11 protein-coding genes are annotated in these 17,975 nt (G+C 72.9%); 4 read left to right on the top strand and 7 right to left on the bottom strand.

Going from position 1 to position 17,975, the window contains the following annotated elements:
• Positions 1–15: 15 nt before the first annotated feature.
• On the bottom strand, positions 16–2,193 hold the full coding sequence (locus tag IEZ27_RS01180; RefSeq protein ID WP_189645469.1) for an amylo-alpha-1,6-glucosidase: 2,178 nt from the start codon (positions 2,191–2,193) through the stop codon (positions 16–18).
• 184 nt (positions 2,194–2,377) lie between these two features.
• Positions 2,378–5,785, bottom strand: coding sequence for a phosphodiester glycosidase family protein (locus IEZ27_RS01175; RefSeq protein WP_229823038.1), 3,408 nt, complete (start codon positions 5,783–5,785; stop codon positions 2,378–2,380).
• A gap of 105 nt (positions 5,786–5,890) precedes the next feature.
• On the opposite strand from IEZ27_RS01175, the gene IEZ27_RS01170 reads away from it, so the two are divergent.
• Positions 5,891–7,078, top strand: a complete 1,188-nt coding sequence (locus tag IEZ27_RS01170) for a cytochrome P450 (RefSeq protein WP_229823034.1) — start codon at positions 5,891–5,893, stop codon at positions 7,076–7,078.
• On the opposite strand, the gene IEZ27_RS01165 is transcribed toward IEZ27_RS01170, so the two are convergent.
• Entirely contained in the window at positions 7,038–9,287 is a 2,250-nt protein-coding gene (locus IEZ27_RS01165) for a hypothetical protein (protein WP_189645466.1), read from the bottom strand. The genes IEZ27_RS01170 and IEZ27_RS01165 overlap by 41 nt on opposite strands.
• Positions 9,288–9,326: 39 nt before the next feature.
• Between IEZ27_RS01165 and pulA the strand changes: the two genes are divergently transcribed.
• The 3 genes from pulA (at position 9,327) to IEZ27_RS01150 (ending at position 13,741) form a co-directional block, all read left to right on the top strand.
• The gene (pulA, locus tag IEZ27_RS01160; RefSeq protein WP_189645465.1) at positions 9,327–11,990 is read left to right on the top strand and encodes a pullulanase-type alpha-1,6-glucosidase; all 2,664 of its coding nucleotides are present in this window, start codon (positions 9,327–9,329) and stop codon (positions 11,988–11,990) included.
• Positions 11,991–12,144: 154 nt separating this feature from the next.
• Positions 12,145–12,819 (top strand): hypothetical protein, encoded by a 675-nt coding sequence (locus IEZ27_RS01155; RefSeq protein ID WP_229823033.1) that lies wholly within the window; start codon positions 12,145–12,147, stop codon positions 12,817–12,819.
• 199 nt (positions 12,820–13,018) lie between these two features.
• Positions 13,019–13,741 carry a VIT1/CCC1 transporter family protein gene (locus tag IEZ27_RS01150; protein WP_189645464.1) on the top strand — a complete coding sequence of 241 codons (723 nt, stop codon included), beginning with the start codon at positions 13,019–13,021 and terminating at the stop codon, positions 13,739–13,741.
• Positions 13,742–13,789: 48 nt separating this feature from the next.
• On the opposite strand, the gene IEZ27_RS01145 is transcribed toward IEZ27_RS01150, so the two are convergent.
• From IEZ27_RS01145 to pgi, 4 genes are all read right to left on the bottom strand, one after another.
• On the bottom strand, positions 13,790–14,428 hold the full coding sequence (locus IEZ27_RS01145; RefSeq protein WP_229823032.1) for a LysE family translocator: 639 nt from the start codon (positions 14,426–14,428) through the stop codon (positions 13,790–13,792).
• Between the two features lie 88 nt (positions 14,429–14,516).
• Positions 14,517–14,873 (bottom strand): spore germination protein GerW family protein, encoded by a 357-nt coding sequence (locus IEZ27_RS01140; protein WP_125637589.1) that lies wholly within the window; start codon positions 14,871–14,873, stop codon positions 14,517–14,519.
• Positions 14,874–14,900: 27 nt separating this feature from the next.
• Positions 14,901–16,268: a glucose-6-phosphate dehydrogenase gene (gene zwf, locus IEZ27_RS01135; RefSeq protein ID WP_189645463.1), complete on the bottom strand. Its 1,368-nt coding sequence runs from the start codon at positions 16,266–16,268 to the stop codon at positions 14,901–14,903.
• Between the two features lies 1 nt (position 16,269).
• On the bottom strand, positions 16,270–17,901 hold the full coding sequence (gene pgi / locus IEZ27_RS01130) for a glucose-6-phosphate isomerase (RefSeq protein WP_189645462.1): 1,632 nt from the start codon (positions 17,899–17,901) through the stop codon (positions 16,270–16,272).
• Positions 17,902–17,975 lie beyond the last annotated feature (74 nt).

The raw sequence follows: 17,975 nt of genomic DNA, 5'->3' as shown, positions 1-17,975 counted from the left end.
GTGCGAGTCCGGTCGTCACAACGTCGACAGGCCGTTCGTCCTGCGGGCCAGGCCGGGACGGCAGGCGCCGCTGATGGGACAGCGTGGTTCGGTGATCAGCTCCATGCCCTCGGGCAGGCCGGACACCGTGGGCGTGCCGCCGTCGCCCCTGACCGCGATGTCGATCCTGGAGTCCCCCACCGGCATGCCCCTGATCGTCACGTCCCCGAATCCCTCGGGCAGCGCCGGGACCAGCCACATCTTCCCGTACTGCACCCCGGGGTCCAGCCGCAGCAGCGTGCGCAGGAGCTGGATGGGCGCGGCGGCGGCCCATGCCTGCGGCGAGCACGACGTCGGGTACGGCACCGGCTGCCGGTACTCCCCCCGGTCGAACCCGCAGAACAGCTCCGGCAGCCGCCCGCCGAAGGCGTGCGCGGCCTCCAGCAGCCCGACGGCGATGCGCTGGGCCTCCTCGACGTAGCCGTAGCGCATCAGCCCGGTGGCGATGATCGCGCTGTCGTGCGGCCACACCGAGCCGTTGTGGTAGCTCATCGGGTTGTACGCCCCCATCGACGAGGCCAGCGTGCGCACCCCGAACCCGGTGAACATCTCGGGCGAGAGCAGGTGCCCGGCCACCTGGCGCGCCTTGTCCTCGTCGGCGATGCCGGACCACAGGCAGTGGCCCATGTTGGAGCCGAGTCCGTCGATGGGCCGGCCGCGCCCGTCCAGGCCCATGGCGTAGTAGCCGGGGCCGGGCAGCCAGAAGCGTTCGTTGAAGGCGTCCCTGATCGCCTGTGCCCGCTCCACGTAGCGCCGTTCGGCGGCCTGGTCGCCCTCGTGGCAGGCGAAGTGGGCGCGGGCGAGGTAGGCGGCGTAGACGTAGCCCTGCACCTCGGCCAGCGCGATCGGCGGGCGGGCGATGGTGCCGTCGGCGAAGTTGACGCCGTCGAAGGAGTCCTTCCAGCCCTGGTTGACCAGGCCGCGATCGGTCTTGCGCTGGTACCAGACGAGGCCGTCGCGGCTGCCGTACTCCTCGATCCAGGCGAGGGCGGCGTCGGCGTGCGGCAGCAGGTCCTCGACCGCGTCGCAGTGCACGCCCCACCTGCGCACCTCGCCGAGCAGCATGACGAACAGCGGGGTGGCGTCCACCGAGCCGTAGTAGGCGCGTCCCGCGTACGGCGAGGAGTCGTCCTGGGCGCCGAAGCGCAGCTCGTGCATGATCTTGCCGGGCTCCTCCTCGGAGAGCGGGTCGACCTTGACGCCCTGGAGCCGGGCCAGCCTGCGCAGCGTTCCCAGCGCGAGCGTGTGGTCCAGCGGCAACGCCATCCAGGACGTCAGCAGCGAGTCCCGGCCGAACAGCGTCATGAACCAGGGCGCGCCGGCGGCGATGGCGGGCGGCTCGTCCGGATGGTCGCGGTCGAACAGGCGCAGGGCGCCGAGGTCCTCGCGGGAGCGGGCCAGGGCCTCGACGAGGGCGGCGTTCGTGCTCTCCACGACGGGGGTGCTGGCGGTCCACTCGGCCAGGCGTCGGGCCGGCGCGTCGGGCCGGGCCGGGTGGGCGGCCGGGACCCGGTCCGGGGGCTCCTCGCCCTCGTGGGTCGGCGTCACGAGCAGGCTGGCGCGCCATTCGCCACGGGCGGGCACCACCAGGTTGAAGATGAGCAGCCCCGGCGCGGCGACGACCGGCGTGCCGGGCGACTCGACCACGATCCTGGCGCCGCGGGCCCGGCTCGGCGCGTAGACCACCAGGCCGCTCTCGCCGGTGGTCATCTCCACGTCGTCGGCCGGCCGGACCCGCTCGGCCTTGACCTCGAACAGGTCCGCCAGGTCCGCGCCGACCTGCACCGACAGCGCGCAGCCCGCGGCCTCCTCGGACATGTTGCGGAGCACGAGGTCCTCGCGCAGCCCGCCGCCGACGTAACGCTCGCGCACCACCAGCAGGGTGCTCTCCGCCCCTCCCGGACGCGGCCTGGCCTTGCCGAGGAACGTGCCGTGGTACGGCTCGGGGATGATCGCCTGGAGCGGTTCGACGGGGTGGTCGTCCACACGCAGGATCCAGCGGGACAGCAGGCGGGTGTCGGCGTGGTAGACGCCCTGGGCGCCGCCGGGGACGATGTCGCCGCCGTGCTGGCAGACGCAGAAGGAGCTGCCCTCCACGAGGGTGACCGTGTCGCCCAGCGCGCCGGGCTGTCCCTCGAAGGTCCATGCGTTCACGGACGAACCCCCTAGTCGTTCCCCCGGTCCCTCGCCTGCGAGGGCAGTCCCCGCACGTCAGGAGTGCTATCCGGAGGAAGAATGGGGAATCCCATGGCTGCCAAGATTTTTAGCACTTCGTACCGAAATATCCGTATATATGGGCCAGCCGGCCGGGGAGGGATCACCTCCCCGGCCGGGGGCCTCAGGCGGCGGCCTTGGCGGTGAGCGCCACGGTCGCCTGGCGGGTGACGCCGCTGACCGTGACGGCGACCGTCACCTGCCCCGCCCGCAGGGCCGTGATCGTGCCCGTGCCGGGGTCGAGCACGGCCACGTGCCACGGCTTGGCCGTCTGGCGGGTGCCGACGTGCAGGTTGGGCGAGCCCGACCACGTCACCGAGACCGGGTAGGCGGCGGGCACGGCCCGCTCGTCCTGCCGGACGGTCGCCGTGACCGGCGCGGGGGCGCCGACCGCGACGGTCGCGGGCGCGGTCAGGGTCAGCTCGTCCACGTGCGGCCGCACCTGGGTGCCGATCCAGTCGGGCGCGTCGGCGAACCAGTTGCGCCGTACGTGCTCGGCCTCGGCGGGCGTCACGGGGTCCACGCCCCACAGCGACCAGCCGGTGAAGCCGCCGTCGTCGGCGGCGGTGGCCGGGTTCTTGCCGGAGTTGCCGTTGATGAAGTACGGCACCGCGTCCACGCGGGAGGCGTTGAACGTGCCCACGTGCGCCCCGATGTAGGCCGCGCCCTTGCCGGTGTCACGCTGGAAGTCGGCCAGCCAGCCCTCGACCAGCGCGGCCTCCTTCCGGTCGCCGAGCTGGCTGCCCTTGCCCGGCGTGGGGTCGCGCGGCGGCACGTGGAACAGCACGGCGACCGACCCGACGGAGGCGTCCTTGGCCGCCTTGTCGAGCTCGGAGCGGAGCATCGCCACCTGGTCGTAGCCGCCGCCCCGCAGGTTCAGGCGGGAGGTGTCCAGGGTGACGAAGCGGGTGCCCTTGTGGTCGAAGGTGCCGTACGTGTCGCCGAAGACGGCCTTGAAGTTGTCGATCTTGCCGCCCATGACCTCATGGTTGCCGGGGATGTAGTGATATTTCACTTCTCCGCCCAGCTCCTCGTCGAGGATCTTCTTCGCCAGCGCGAAGTCCTCCGGCGACGCCTCGTCCACCAGGTCGCCGTTGATCAGCAGGAAGTCGGGCTTGGCGGCCTTGATCTCCTGGAGCGTGCGGCGGGCGTTCCTGACGATGTCACTGTCGGGGTTCCTGGCCACGAACTGGGCGTCCGACATGACCGCGAACCGCCAGGGCGCCTTGGCCACGTCCGCCTTGACCACCGGGTCGGCGACCTTGGGGACGGGGGGCGCGGTGATCGACGGCGGCACCTTGGCCACCAGGCCGTCGATCAGGATGTCGTTGGTGTACTTGGCGTCGGCCCTGGTCTCGGCCACGTAGAAGCGCCGGAGCTTGAGCGGGTAGTTGACCCCGGCGGGCACCGGGAACTCGACGTACTGCCAGCCGGTCCACGTCATGTACGGCCCGCGCAGGATCTGCGACTGGCCGAGCGCGTCGTAGAACTCCAGGCTGGGCCACTCCCCCTTGCCGGTGGAGTTGATCCACAACCCGAACGCCTGCGGCTGCCCGTCCACCACGATCTGCTGCGGCGGGCTGGCGTAGGCGGCCCGGGTGGCGGTCGAGGTGGTGAAGTCGTAGGACAGCTTGAGCCCGCCGCCGCTCTGACCCGGCGCGGCCGACAACGAGCCGGTGGCGCGGGCGGCGGCGAAGGTCCACTTGGCCGCGTCCTCGAAGTCGGCGACCGGCTTGGACTCGAACCCGACGGTCACCGGGACGGCCGTGGTGATCTTGCCGACCTTGGCGGTGATCAGCCCGGAGCCGGTGGCCTGCCGGGCCTTGACGGTGAAGTACCCGTGCTCGGCCGGGGTGACCTCGAACAGGTTCTTGTCGTAGTCGAGCGTCAGGTCGTCCGGCTCGATGGGCGCGGAGTTGCCGTTGGCGTCGTAGCCGACGACGCCGAACGCGGCACTGCCGTCGGCTCCCGAGATGCCGAGCCGGTCGGCCGTCGCGCCGAGCCGCTGGAGCGGCTGGAGCACGGTCAGGCCGAGCGTGCCCTTGGCGCCGCCGCGCGAAGCGGTGACGGTGGTCTGGCCGGGCACCAGGGCGTGGAAGCGGCCGTTCCTGATGACGCCGTGCACGGCGGGGTTGGCCCGCCAGGACGGCGTGCCGGCCGCCGGGCCGTACGTCTCGTCGTAGCCGGCGGCGGTCAGCCGCCTGGTCAGGCCGGGGAAGACGCGGTCGGGGCGGCCGCCGGCGACCGGGCCGACACCGGGCGCCTTGGCCGGGTCGCTCGCGGTCTCCAGCCAGAAGCCCTTCAGCTTGCCGCTGCCCTCGGGCGCGTACAGCGCCAGGCCGTTGGGCACGTGGCGCTCGCCGCCGTCGGACGGGCTGTTCTCCACCTGCACGGCGGCCGAGCCGGGCTCGCGGGCCAGCATGGTGGAGGAGCCGCCGCCGTCGAGGTTGAGGGCGTCGGCCGCGCCGAGGTCGACCATCATGGCGGCCAGCTCGTTGAGCGTGACGCCGCGGCTGTCGGCCTGGCGGCCGTCCACGGTGAGCAGGTACATCTTCCTGCCGTCGGCGGAGAAGCCCACGGCGGTGCGCGGGTGCGCTGCCGGGTCGCTGGAGTTCTGCACGACCCCGTCCTTGACCAGGACGTAGTTGCCGCCGACGGCCGCCTTGACGGTGGAGCCGTCCGACGCCTTCGGCTGGTACTTCACATCGACGCGGTCACCGGCCTTCAGGGCCGACAGGGCGGTCGCGCCGGCGTCCCGGCCGAGCAGGATCGTGGTCCCGGCGGGGATCGGCCCGGTGCCCGCGGCGGTGCGCACCTCGCTCACCACGCCGTCCACCAGGACGACCTCGGCGACCGAGGAGGCGCCCTCGACGGCGCGAGCCCGGTTGTAGGAGCCCCACAGCGGCGTGAACAGGCCCACGCCGCCGCCCTGCACGATCTGGTTGAACTGGGTGAGCGCGATCGGCGCGCCGCCGGAGGGCGTGGCGGTGCCCTCGAAGTACATCTTGAGCACCCGGCCGATGCCGTCGCCGGTGACGGCGACCGCGTTGTCGTGCCCGGCGGCCGGCGACTGGACCAGCGTGCCGTCCTGCACGCCGATGCCCTGGGCGGCGCCGGAGTTGTTGATGTCGAAGAAGTCGCCGTTGACCGCCGCCACGGCGTGGGAGCGCCCGGCGGGGCCGGACAGCGGCTCGGTCTTGGTCACCTCACCGGAGAAGACGTAGTCGGCCTTGGGCCCGCCCTTGGTGCCGCCGAGGTCGGCGGTCACCGCGTCGGCGCGCAGCCAGCCGAGCGCGTCGTAGGTGTCGTACGAGGTCAGCGAGATGCCCGGCGCGACGGGCCGGGTCCTCTTGGCGGTCTCCAGTCGCGGCTGCCCGGCGGTGGCCTGGCTGATCAGCGTGGAGGGCGGCGGGTACGAGGACGCCTTGAGCGCGTCCTCGGCGGGCGGGGTGGGGTCGGCCTGCGCGGGCGCACTCAGGGCCACCGGCCCTAAGACGAGCGCGGCGGCGGCCAGGAAACGGAGGGTCTGCACGACCGAACTCAATCGTTCGTGGATATAAGTTTCAAGACTTGAGGGTGAACTAAAAGAAAATTTCAGATCTTGTCGCGTCCCCGGCCTGGCCGGACGATGGGACGCGTGGACCGACAGGCGCTCTACCGCGACCCGTACCCGCTCTATGCGCGCGCCCGCGCCGCCCCCGGGCTGACCTTCGTCGAGGAGCTGGACGCCTGGCTCGTGGCCAGGCACGACGACGTCCGCGAGGTGCTGTCCAGGCCCGGCGACTTCTCCTCCAAGGGCGCTCTACGGCCGGACGTGATCCCCGGGCCGCGCGCGTTCGCCGAGCTGGCCGGGGTGCCCGGCGGCGCGCCCGTGGTGCTGAGCACCGACGGCGAGGCCCACCAGCGCTACCGCCGGCCGCTCACCCGGGGACTGTCGCCCGCCCGGGTGAGCGCCGCGCTGCCGTTCGTCGCCGCCACGGCCGCTGAGCTGGTCGCCGCGTTCGCCAAGGCGGGCGGCGGCGAGTGGATGTCCGCCTATGCCAGGCCGCTGCCGGCCACCGTGATCGGCCATCTGCTCGGCCTCGACCCGGCCGACGTGCCCGCCGCGATCAGGGGCGGCGGCCGGGCCGAGGACCTGCTGTTCACCCCGATGCCCGAGGAGGAGCAGATCGCCGCCGCCCGCGAGGTCGCCGCGCTGCGGCGCCTGCTGGCCGCCCACGCCGACCGCTCCCGCGCCGCCGCGAACCTGACCGGCGAGGTGGTACGCGCCCTCGCGCCCGGCGAGCCGACCGCCGCCCAGCGCGACGAGATCGCCTCCAACGTGGAGAACGTCATGCTGGCCGGGCACCTCACCACGACCGCGCTGCTCGGCTCGGTCGTGCACCGCCTGCTGCGCGACCACCGCCAGTGGGAGCTGCTGTGCGCGCGGCCGGACGAGCTGATCCCGGCCGCGATCGAGGAGGCCGCCCGGTACGAGGCGCCCGTCCAGGGTTTCCGCCGCCGCGTCACCAGGCCGCTCACCCTGGCCGGCACGCCGCTCGCCGAGGGCGCGACGGTGTTCGTCTCCTACGCCTCGGCCGGCCGGGACGCCGCCGCGTACGAGCGGCCCGACGACTTCGACATCACCCGGCCGCGCGGCCGTCATCTGGCGTTCGGGCACGGCGTGCACGGCTGCCCCGGCGCGTTCCTGGCCCGCGAGCAGCTCCGGGTGACGCTGGAGCTGCTGGTGCGCGAGCTGCCCGGCCTCCGGCTGGCCCGCCGGGACGTGACCATGGCCGCCACGCTCATCCACCGCGCCCCTGAGGAGCTCCATCTGACCTGGTGAGACGGGTCAGGGTCTCCTCGTAGGCCGGGTCGAGCCAGTAGTCGGAGTGCCAGCGCGCCTCGGGCAGCGGCTCGCCGGGACCGGGCTGGAGCGGATCCCAGCAGAACCGGTCGACGGTCTGCTCGCCCTCGCCCGCCGGACGGGGACCGAAGGGATCGACCCGGCGGAAGACCGGACCGCCGATGGGATCGCTCAGCCGGTAGAGATTGGTCCAGCGGACGGCGTCGCGCATCGCCGACAGGCCGCGGGTGCCGAAGTAGGCGGGGAAGAAGGCGGCGTACAGGCGGCGCAGCGGCGAGCCGTGGGTGAGCAGCCGTACGCGGGGGCGCAGCTCGGGCCTGACCTGGAGCACGAGCGCGGCGGTGAGCACGCTGCCCTGGCTGTGGCCCGACAACACCACCTCGTCGCCGCCGGACCTGGTCAGGGTGTTGATCCGGGCGAGCAGCTCGGGGATGACGCGCTCGGTGTAGCAGGGCGGGGCCAGCGGGTGGATGGCCCGGGGCCAGAACGTCGAGATGTCCCACAGGATGCCGACCGTACGCCGCAGCCGCGTGTCGCTGTACGTGCGGCGGCCGAGCAGGACCAGGCCGACGACGATCGCCGTCATGGCCCAGCTCCCGACCGAGGCCAGCAGCCCGGCCAGCCCGCCCACCGGGGCGAACAGGTGGAAGCGGTAGATCACGGTCACCGCGCCGGAACCGGCCGCGCCGATGCCGGTGACCACCGCCAGCACGAGCCCGGCGCGGTCGGTCAGCCCGGCCAGCGCCCACTTCCCGGCCACGTCCCGGTCGTAGGCGCCGTAGTACGGGGTCAGCTTCGGCGTGAGCGTGGCGGCGGCCGACCCGCGGATCAGCCACAACGCGACCGCCACCCCGACGAACCCGGCCACCAGCAGCGGCACCAGCGCGGCCGTCCACCAGACCGGGTCGTCGAGGTAGAGCCGGCGATCGACCGGCCCGGGCTCGGCGACGGAGGCCGGCACGCCGAAGAAGGTGGCGGTCCAGAACATCAGGCCGAGCGCCAGCACGTTCGCGCTGCCGGCCGCCACCATCAGCGTGAACCAGGCGGCCATGCCGTACAGCGCCCGCCGCTCGATCGGGTCGCCCGGCCCGGCCTGCCGGTCCATGCGGGCCAGGACGGTGGTCGCCACCAGGATGAACAGGCCGAGCCCGAGCGTCGTCCCGAACTGGAACGCTCCAAACCCGAGGCCGGGAAGCTGCCGGCCCGGCAGGGCGGGGGACATCCCGTCCGCGGCCGAGGCGATCGTGGCCACGAAGACCAGCGGACCGGCCACACGCAGCACCCGGCAGGCCCCGGTGACCCAGGGCGGCACCGCCTCGCCGGGGGCCAGCCGCCGGGCGATCGCAGGCAGCACCGCCAGCGCGGCGGCGGCGACCTGGACCACGACGTTGGCCGCGGTCAGCGCCAGCCCCCGCGCGCTCCCCACGAACGGCCCCGACACGGCCAGCCCGATCGAGCCCAGCGCGAAGGCGACGTGCACGGCCCGCAACCGCCACACGGGCGCGCCGCCGTGCCACAGCCGGGGCTGGGCCAGCAGCGGCCCCGGACGCGACCCGCCGTCGTGCGGCGCGCCGGTCTGCTCGTCGCGCTCCCAGGTGCGCCGTGCCAGCCACCACAGCAGCACGACCACCGCGAACGGCGCCAGCGCGGCGACGGCCAGCCGCCGCGACGGCTCGGCCCCCCACAGTTCGCTCATCCAGTGGACCCAGGCGGGCGCGCTCTCGCGGGCGCAGGCCCGGCCCGCCGCGGTGCACTGCCAGCCGATGAGATCGACGCTGGCCCGGGTGACCGCGCCCACGAGGGTGCCCGTGAGCAGCAGCGCGAACAGGCGTTGCGCCGCCTCCGTCACGTGCCGCAGGCGGGCGCCTCCGGGAGGTCTGGGGAGCATGAAGTAGGACAGGTTGGCCAGGGAGAAGGGCAGCAGGAGCAGCCAGAGCGCGATGGTCCTGCCGCCCGAGGTGAGGCCGCCCCAGGCGTAGGCCTCGCGGTGGCGAGCGCCGGGCACGTCGGCCTGCTCGCCGTCGGGCCGGCCGCCCGGCCACCAGCGCCGGTAGAAGCCGGTGGTGGAGTCCCCGGCGATCTGGCGGGGGTGGGGATGGTTGAGGATGCTCGCCGGCGGGGTGCCGGAGACACCGTGCACACGTAGTTCGGTCACGCCTCCGCAGGTGGGGTCCAGGAATCCGTCCATGGGATCAGGATCACGCAAAGTGAATGATTACGCAAAGTAATGGTACGGTCACGTCCGGTCCTGGCGCGCCTGCCCCGCATGGGCCGCGCCCGTACGGGCATGACGATCTACGTGACCGCGATCGGCGACGGCGAGGCGCGGGCCCACTGGATCGACAGGCGAACGGTCATCTGGACGGTGGATCCGTCGCTGACGCACGCGCTGGCCTGCGCCCCCGACGGGGGGATCGGCTGCCGCGACGGCCGCCTGACCGGCGAGACCCGTACCCTCCCGCTCACGCCGGGCACGCTGAGCGCCGGGCAGCGGCGTGCGTGGCCGCACCTGGCCGGCGGCACCGCGCTCACGCTGCGCCCCGAGGACGCCCGGCTGGCGAAGGACGTGCTGCGCGGCCAGGTCGTGGCCGTGGCGCGGGACGCCTCGGGCGCGGTCGCGGCGGCGACGGGCGTGCAGATCCCCGGCGTGCTCGACGACGTCTACGCCGGGGCCGCGCACGCCCGGCTCGGGCCGTCCGGACGGCTCCTGCCGCGGCTGGCGCTCTGGGCGCCGACCGCGCGGCGGGTGGAGCTGGCGATCGGCGGCCGGACCCACCCGATGCGGCTCGACGAGGAGACCGGCGTGTGGTCGGCCCGCGGCCGGCCCGCCTGGTACGGCAAGGACTACACCTACCTCGTCACCGTCTACTCCCCCGCCGCCGGCCGGGTCGTCACCGGCGAGGTCACCGACCCCTACAGCCTGGCCGCCGCGCCCGACGGGGTGCGCAGCAGGCTGGTGAGCCTGGACGACCCGGCGCTCAAACCGCCCGGCTGGGACCGCCTGGCCAAGCCCGCCCCCGTCCCGCTGGACCGGGCGGTCATCTACGAGCTGCACGTACGCGACTTCTCCGCCTCCGACGCGAGCGTGCCCGAGGAGCTGCGCGGCACGTACGCGGCCTTCTGCCAGGACGGCGAGGGCATGCGCGAGCTGCGCGCGCTGGCCGCGGACGGGCTCACCCACGTGCACCTGCTGCCCGTGTTCGACTTCGCCACGGTCCCCGAGCGCAGGTCCGACAGGACCGAGCCCGGCCTCGACCTGGCCGCCCTGCCGCCCGACTCCGAACGGCAGCAGGAGCGCGTGGCGCTCACCGCGGACCGCGACTCCTTCAACTGGGGTTACGACCCGCTGCACTACACCGTCCCCGAGGGCTCCTACGCGACCGACCCGGACGAGCGGATCAGGGAGTTCCGCGCCATGGTCGCCGCGCTCAACGGGGCCGGGCTGCGCGTGGTCATGGACGTGGTCTACAACCACACCCACTCGGCCGGCGTGCTCGACCCGATCGTGCCCGGCTACTACCACCGCCTGCTGGAGGACGGCTCCCTGGCCACCTCCACCTGCTGCGCCAACACCGCGCCCGAGCACGCCATGATGGGCCGGCTCGTGGTCGACTCGGTGCTCACCTGGGCCAGGCAGTACAAGGTGGACGGCTTCCGCTTCGACCTCATGGGCCACCACCCGAAGGCGAACATCCTGGCCGTACGGGCCGCGCTCGACGCCCTCACCCCCGAGCGCGACGGCGTGGACGGCCGGTCGATCATCCTGTACGGCGAGGGCTGGAGCTTCGGCGAGGTGGCCGGGGACGCCAGGTTCGAGCAGGCCACGCAGGCCAACATGGCCGGCACCGGCATCGGCACGTTCGACGACAGGCTGCGGGACGCGGTGCGCGGCGGCGGCCCGTTCGACGACGACCCGCGGGTGCAGGGCTTCGGCTCCGGCCTGGCCGGCGCGCCCAACGGCGCCCCCGCCAACGGCACCGAGGAACAGCAGCGCGAGCGGCTGCGCCATTACGCCGACCTGGTCATGCTCGGCCTGACCGGCAGCCTGCGCGACTACGTGCTGCCCTCGGGCCGCAAGGGCTCGGACGTCGGCCACAACGGCGCCGGCGCGGGCTACGCCGACCGGCCGGCCGACGCGGTCGCGTACGTGGAGGCGCACGACAACGAGACGCTGTTCGACGCGCTGGCCTACAAGCTGCCGGCCCGTACGCCGATGGCCGACCGGGTGCGCATGCAGGTGTTGTCGCTGGCCACGGTGCTGCTGGGGCAGGGGGCGGCGTTCGTGCACGCGGGCGGCGAGCGGCTGCGGTCGAAGTCGCTCGACCGCAACTCCTACGACTCCGGCGACTGGTTCAACCGCCTGCTGTGGGACTGCTCGGCGGGCAACGGGTTCGGCGCGGGCCTGCCGCCGCGGGCCGGCAACGAGGCGGCCTGGCCGTACGCCCGGCCGCTGCTGGCCGATCCGGCTCTGCGTCCCGGCTGCCCGGCGATCAGGGCGGCGCGGGCGGCGTTCGGGGAGCTGCTGCGGATCAGGGCCTCGACGCCGGCGTTCGCGCTCGGGTCGGCGGAGGAGGTACGGCGGCGGTTGTCGTTCCCGGCCGGCGGGGAGGGCGTGATCGTGATGCGCGTGGACACCGCGGGGCTGGACCCGCGCTGGGACGTGGTCGTCGCGGTGCTCAACGCCACCCCCTCCCCCTGTACGCCGCCGGTGGCGGTGCCGCCGGGCCGCCGGATCGAGCTCCACCCGGTGCAGGCCGCCTCGGCCGACGAGGTGGTCCGGCGCTCGTCCTTCGACCCGGCGGCCGGCACGGTGACGGTCCCGGCCCGTACGGTCGCGGTTTTCGTCATAAGTAACGAAATTTCCTCAGAAAACGAATTTCCGGCCCCATAAACCATTAATAGCCATTACGCGATGCCGGGTTCGGCGAGGAATGATCGCATCTCGTGGGGGAATCATTCCCTGTGCACGATGCCCGATCTCTGGCGTCGACGCGCACGACAGCGCAAACTGGATAGACGGCGATCGCGTGGAGCATGGAGCACCCGTGGACAATCACCTTGATCACATGCCGGTCCTGTCCCGCGGCAGGCATCGCAACCCGAAGCGCGGCGCCTGTTTCATGGAACTGGCGTCCTACCTGGCCGGCGAGCGGTGGAGCGACCATCCGGCCTGCACCCATCCGCTGCTGGCCGCGCTCGCCCGCCTGGTCAACGACAACACCGGCGACGAGAGCCGGGCCGAGCTGGTCGGGCTCGTACCGTCCATCATCGGGCTGGCCGGCGACGACCTGCGGGTCGACGCGCACATCGCGCTGCGCTGCGCGACCACGGCCCTGCCGGTCGCCGCCGCCGAGCGCCAGCTCGCGCTCGCGGTGTCGGTGCTGGCGGCCGAGGAGATGCTGGCCAGGCTCGACGGGGCGCCGTCGGGGCGGATGAGCGAGATGAGCCTCAGGGCGATGGAGCAGGTGCCGCACGCGGCCGAGCAGGCCAGGCGCTTCAGCCGGGCCGCCAAGATCACCGAGAAGGGCTTCCGCCGTTACGCGGCGCCCAACGCGGTGCAGCTCGCCGTGGTCGGCATCGTCCAGGCCTGCGTCAAGGACCCCGACAAGCTGCTGCGCGGGCTGCTGGAGGACGCGATCGCCGACTGCGAGGCGCTCATCCGGGGGCCGCGGAGCGCCGAGCCGGCTCCGGTCGCGCCCGCCAGTCCGGCCCGCGCCTGACCCGCCGACGTCCCCCCGGCGTCCGTACGACGGACGCCGGGGGGACGTCCGTGTTCCCGCCCCTCCGCCCGGCGCTCCCGCGTGCGCGGGCGGTCACGGAGGGGGAAAATCGCTGATCAGGCTAGCCTCTCCTTCGTTGCGGATCATGTCCCGAAGGGCCTAAATTTCGTGACGAATTGTCAGTAAGGGGAGGATTGTCATGACTGTCGAGCTTGCCAGGCCCTTTTCTCCTGAGAAGCATCACAGCCACCGGGACGTCACCGGCGGCTGGTTGCGTCCGGCGGTGTTCGGGGCGATGGACGGGCTGGTCTCGAACGTCGCGCTGATCGCCGGAGTCGTGGGCGCCGCGGGCGCCGGGCGCGGCGCGGTGCTCGCGGGGTTCGCGGGCCTGGTCGCGGGGGCGTGCTCGATGGCGGCGGGCGAGTACACCTCGGTACGCTCCCAGACCGAGCTGATGCGGGCCGAGATCGCCGTCGAACGCCGTGAGCTGGCCCGCAACCCCGACGGCGAGCGGGCCGAGCTGGCCGCCCTCTACCGGGCGCGCGGGCTGGACGCCGACCTGGCGCGCCGGGTCGCCGAGGGCCTGTCGGCCGACCCGGAGCAGGCGTTGCGCGTGCACGTGCGCGAGGAACTGGGGGTGGACCCCGACGACCTGCCCTCGCCGTACCTGGCGGCGGGGTCGTCGTTCGTCGCCTTCGCGATGGGGGCGATGGTGCCGCTGGCGCCGTTCCTGTTCGGGGCGTCGGGGTTGTTCCTGGCGCTGGCGCTGAGCGTGGTGGCGCTGTTCGGGTTCGGCGCGGCGGTGGCCGTGATGACGGCGCGGCCGTGGTGGCTGGGCGGCCTGCGCCAGCTCGGCCTGGGCACGGGCGCCGCCGCCGTCACCTTCGGCCTCGGCCACCTGCTCGGCGTCGCCGTCTCCTGACCCCGGCGCCCCGGCCATGGGCGGCGGTCACGCAGGGCCGCCGGGAGGTCAGGGGCGGCCGGCGATGGCCAGGTTGACGCCGAGGGCGATGAGCGCGGCGCCGGTCAGGCCGTCGACGGCCTTGCGCACGCCGGACCTGGCGAACACCCGGCGCAGTGTGCTCACCACGTTCGCCACCGTGAGGAACCAGACCACCGTGCCGGCCAGCGCGACCGCCGACAGCAGCAGCGCCTCGCCGAACGCGGCCCGCTCGCCGACGAACTGCGGCACCAGCGCCACGAAGAACAGCGCGGCCTTGGGGTTGAGCACGTTGGTGAGCAGCCCTTCGACGAAGGCCGCCCACGGGCCGCGCCCGGCGGGAGCGGGCAGGCCGAGGTCGAGCCCGCCGCCCCCGCGCAGGGCGGCACGCAGCGCCTTGACCCCCAGGTAGAGCAGGTACGCGGCGCCGACGACCTTGACCACGGTGAACGCCATGGCCGAGGCGGCCAGCAGCGCGGCCACGCCGGTGGCGGCGGCCACCACCCAGACCGACACGCCCACGGCGATGCCGACCGCGGCGGCCATGCCGTGACCGCGGCCGGACAGCGCCGAACGGCGGACCACGACCGCGAAGTCAGGGCCGGGCGACATCGCGCCGAGCATCACCACACCGCCGAAACCCGCGAACTGCGCCAGAGAAGTCATCATGGGGATCACCTTACGAACCCCCGGCCGCCCGGGATCGAGCTGTCCACATTCAGGACACCTGCCCGCAGATCCGCCGGGGACGGGCGTGTCACTTCCTGCGGCGCCACTTCTTGAAGATGGTCCGGATCGTCAGCACCAGCACGACGCCGACGATCTGGCCGCCGAGCACGATCCGGTTGACGTCCACGGCCGGACGCCACTGCACGTCGCCGTCCTTGACCACGAACACCCCGGCGGGGGTGGCGCTGTAGCCGAAGCCGCCACCGCCGCCGCTGCCGAGCTCCTCCCCCTTCTCGTCCCGGCCCTGCCCGTGGCCGCCACCGCCGCCGTGGGCGACCCGGGCGACGGGGATGACCAGGACGTCCCCGTGGCGGATCGGCTCGCCGAAGACCCGCTTGACGGTGACGACGTCCTTCGACTGCTCCAACAGCTCCTTGATGTCCATGTCACCATCGTTCCCCCGGATCGTCCGCTAGTCGAACGTGGTGGAGATCTCGTGCCAGCCGCCCGGCGCGATCTTCTCCGCCGACTCCGGCCCCCAGGTGCCCTTCTCGTACGGGAGCGGCCGGTCGGGCAGGTCGAGCAGCCGTCCGACGATCCGCCACGACTCCTCCACCAGGTCGAACCTGGCGAAACGCCGAGGGTCGCCGGTGACGGCGTCGGTCAGGATCCGTTCGTAGGCGGCCTCCATCGGGCCGAGCACCTTGGTGAAGTCGACGCTCACCGGCACCGGGATGGTCCGCTGCCTGCCCGGCTCCTTGGCCAGCACGTCGAAGGTCACCCCGGCGTCGGGCTGCAACCGGAACCTGATGAGGTTGGGCCCCGGCGGCGCGTCGCCGCCCCGGAACATCGTCACCGGCGGCCTGCGCAGCTCGGCGACGATCTCCAGGTCGGTGGTGGGCAGCGCCTTGCCCGAACGGATGCACCAGGGCACGCCCGCCCACCGCCAGCTGTCGATGTAGAGCCGCATGGCGACGAACGTCTCGGTGGTGGAGCCGGGCCGTACGCCGGGGGTGTCGAGGTAGCCGTCGTACTGGCCGCGTACGACATGGGCCGGGTCGATGGCCTGGACCGCGCGCAGCACCCGCCACTTCTCGTCGAGCTGGGCGCGGGCGTCCATGGACGGCGGCGGGTCCATCGCCAGGATGGCCAGCAGTTGCAGCAGGTGGTTCTGGACCACGTCGCGGACCGTGCCGTTGGCGTCGTAGAAGGCGCCCCGGTCGGAGACGTCGAAGTCCTCGGCCATGGTGATCTGCACGCTGCGCACGTAGTTGCGGTTCCACAGGGGTTCGAGCAGCATGTTGGCGAACCGGAACACCATGAGGTCCTCGACCGGCTCCTTGCCCAGGAAGTGGTCGACCCGCCGCAGGTGGTCCTCGTCGAAGTACTTCAGCAGCTCGTCGTTGAGCTTGCGGGCCGAGTCGAGGTCGTGTCCGAACGGCTTCTCCACCACGAGCCTGGCGTCGTGGTTGAGCCCCGCGCCGGCCAGACCCTCGGCGACGACGGAGAACAACACGGGCGGCACCGCCAGGTAGTGGACGAGGAAGCCCTTGCCCTCGGTCTCCTCCCGCAGCCTGGCGAAGGTGGCCGGGTCGCGGTAGTCCCCCGCCACCAGCCGCAGGTTGCCCGCCAGCTTCTCGAACGCCGCGTCCTGGACGCCGCCGCAGGCCTCGCGGGCGTGCTCGCGCAGCGCGTCGAGGTCCATGTCGGTCTTGGCGACGCCGATGATCGGCAGGTCGAGCCGGCCGTCGGCGGTCAGGTGGTAGAGAGCGGGGAGCAGCATCTTGCGCGCGAGGTCGCCGGTGATGCCGAACAGGACCAGCGCGCCGGCCCGCCCCATGTCAGACCTGCCTTCCGCGCAGCTCGCGGTACCTGCGCACGAGCTGTTCGGTCGAGGAGTCGGGGAAGGTCTGCGGCGGCTCCTCGGAGGTGAGCGCGGGCGCCACGTCGAGGGCCATCTTCTTGCCCAGCTCAACGCCCCACTGGTCGAAGGAGTCGACGCCCCAGATCGTGCCCTCGACGAACACGATGTGCTCGTACAGCGCGACGAGCTGCCCCAGCGTGGACGGCGTGAGCTTGGTCACCAGGATCGTCGAGGTCGGCCGGTTGCCCGGCATCACCTTGTGGGGCACGATCTCCGGCGGCGTGCCCTCGGCCGCGATCTCCTCGGCGGTCTTGCCGAACGCCAGCGCGGAGGTCTGGGCGAGCAGGTTGGCGGTGAGCTGGTCGTGCATGCCCTCGCGGTCCTCGAACGGCTCGGCGAAGCCGATGAAGTCGGCGGGGACGAGCCGGGTGCCCTGGTGCAGGAGCTGGTAGAAGGCGTGCTGGCCGTTGGTGCCCGGCTCGCCCCAGAAGATCTCGCCGGTCGGGACGGTCACCGGGGTGCCGTCGGCGCGTACCGACTTGCCGTTGGACTCCATGGTGAGCTGCTGGAGGTAGGCCGGGAAGCGGTGCAGCCGCTGGCTGTAGGGCAGCACGGCGCGGGTCTCGGCGCCGAAGAAGTCGGTGTACCAGATGCCGAGCAGGGCCATCAGGACCGGCATGTTGGCGTTGAAGGGCGCGGTGCGGAAGTGCTGGTCCATGGCGTGGAAGCCGGCCAGCATCTCGCGGAACCGCTCGGGCCCGACCGCGATCATCAGGGACAGGCCGATGGCGCCGTCGTAGGAGTAGCGGCCGCCCACCCAGTCCCAGAAGCCGAACATGTTGTCGGTGTCGATGCCGAACTCGGCGACCTTCTCGGCGTTGGTGGAGACGGCCACGAAGTGCTTGGAGACGGCCTCCTCGCCCAGCGCCTCGACCAGCCAGCGGCGGGCGACCCTGGCGTTGGTCAGCGTCTCCAGCGTGGTGAAGGTCTTGGACGCGACCACGAACAGCGTCGTGGCGGGGTCGAGGCCGCGCAGGTTGCCGAGGATGTCGGCGGGGTCGATGTTGGAGACGAACCTGGCCTCGATGCCGGCGTCCACGTAGTCGCGCAGCGCCTCGTACGCCATGGCCGGGCCGAGGTCGGAGCCGCCGATGCCGATGTTGACCACGGTCCTGATCGGCTGCCCGGTGGCGCCCTTCCACTCCTTGGACCTGACGCGGTCGGAGAAGGCGCTCATCTTGTCGAGCACGGCGTGCACGTCGGCCACGACGTCCTGGCCGTCCACGACGAGCTCGGCGTTCTTCCTCATGCGCAGCGCGACGTGCAGGACGGCGCGGTCCTCGCTCACGTTGATGTGCTGGCCGCCGAACATCGCGCCGACGCGCTCGCGCAGGCCCGCCCGCTCGGCCAGGGCCACCAGCAGGTCGATCGTCTCCTGGGTGGCGCGGTGCTTGGCGTAGTCGAGGTAGAGGTCCCCGGCGCTCACCGTCATCCGCCCGGCCCTGCCCGGGTCCTCCGCGAACAGCTCACGAAGCTGCTTTCCCGCCAGCTCCTCGTGATGCTTGCCCAGAGCCGCCCACTCCTGGCTCTGGCTGATGTCGCCGTTCACCGCTTCCTCCTCATGTCTCGTCAAACCTGATCACATCGTCCCGCACTCGCGGGAGATCCTCTGAGCCGGGCTCC

Origin of the sequence: Nonomuraea spiralis (genome assembly GCF_014648435.1) — a bacterium.
Taxonomy (GTDB): domain Bacteria; phylum Actinomycetota; class Actinomycetes; order Streptosporangiales; family Streptosporangiaceae; genus Nonomuraea; species Nonomuraea spiralis.
Note: the sequence above shows the minus strand (reverse complement) of the source record. Positions and strands in the feature narration are given on the sequence as shown.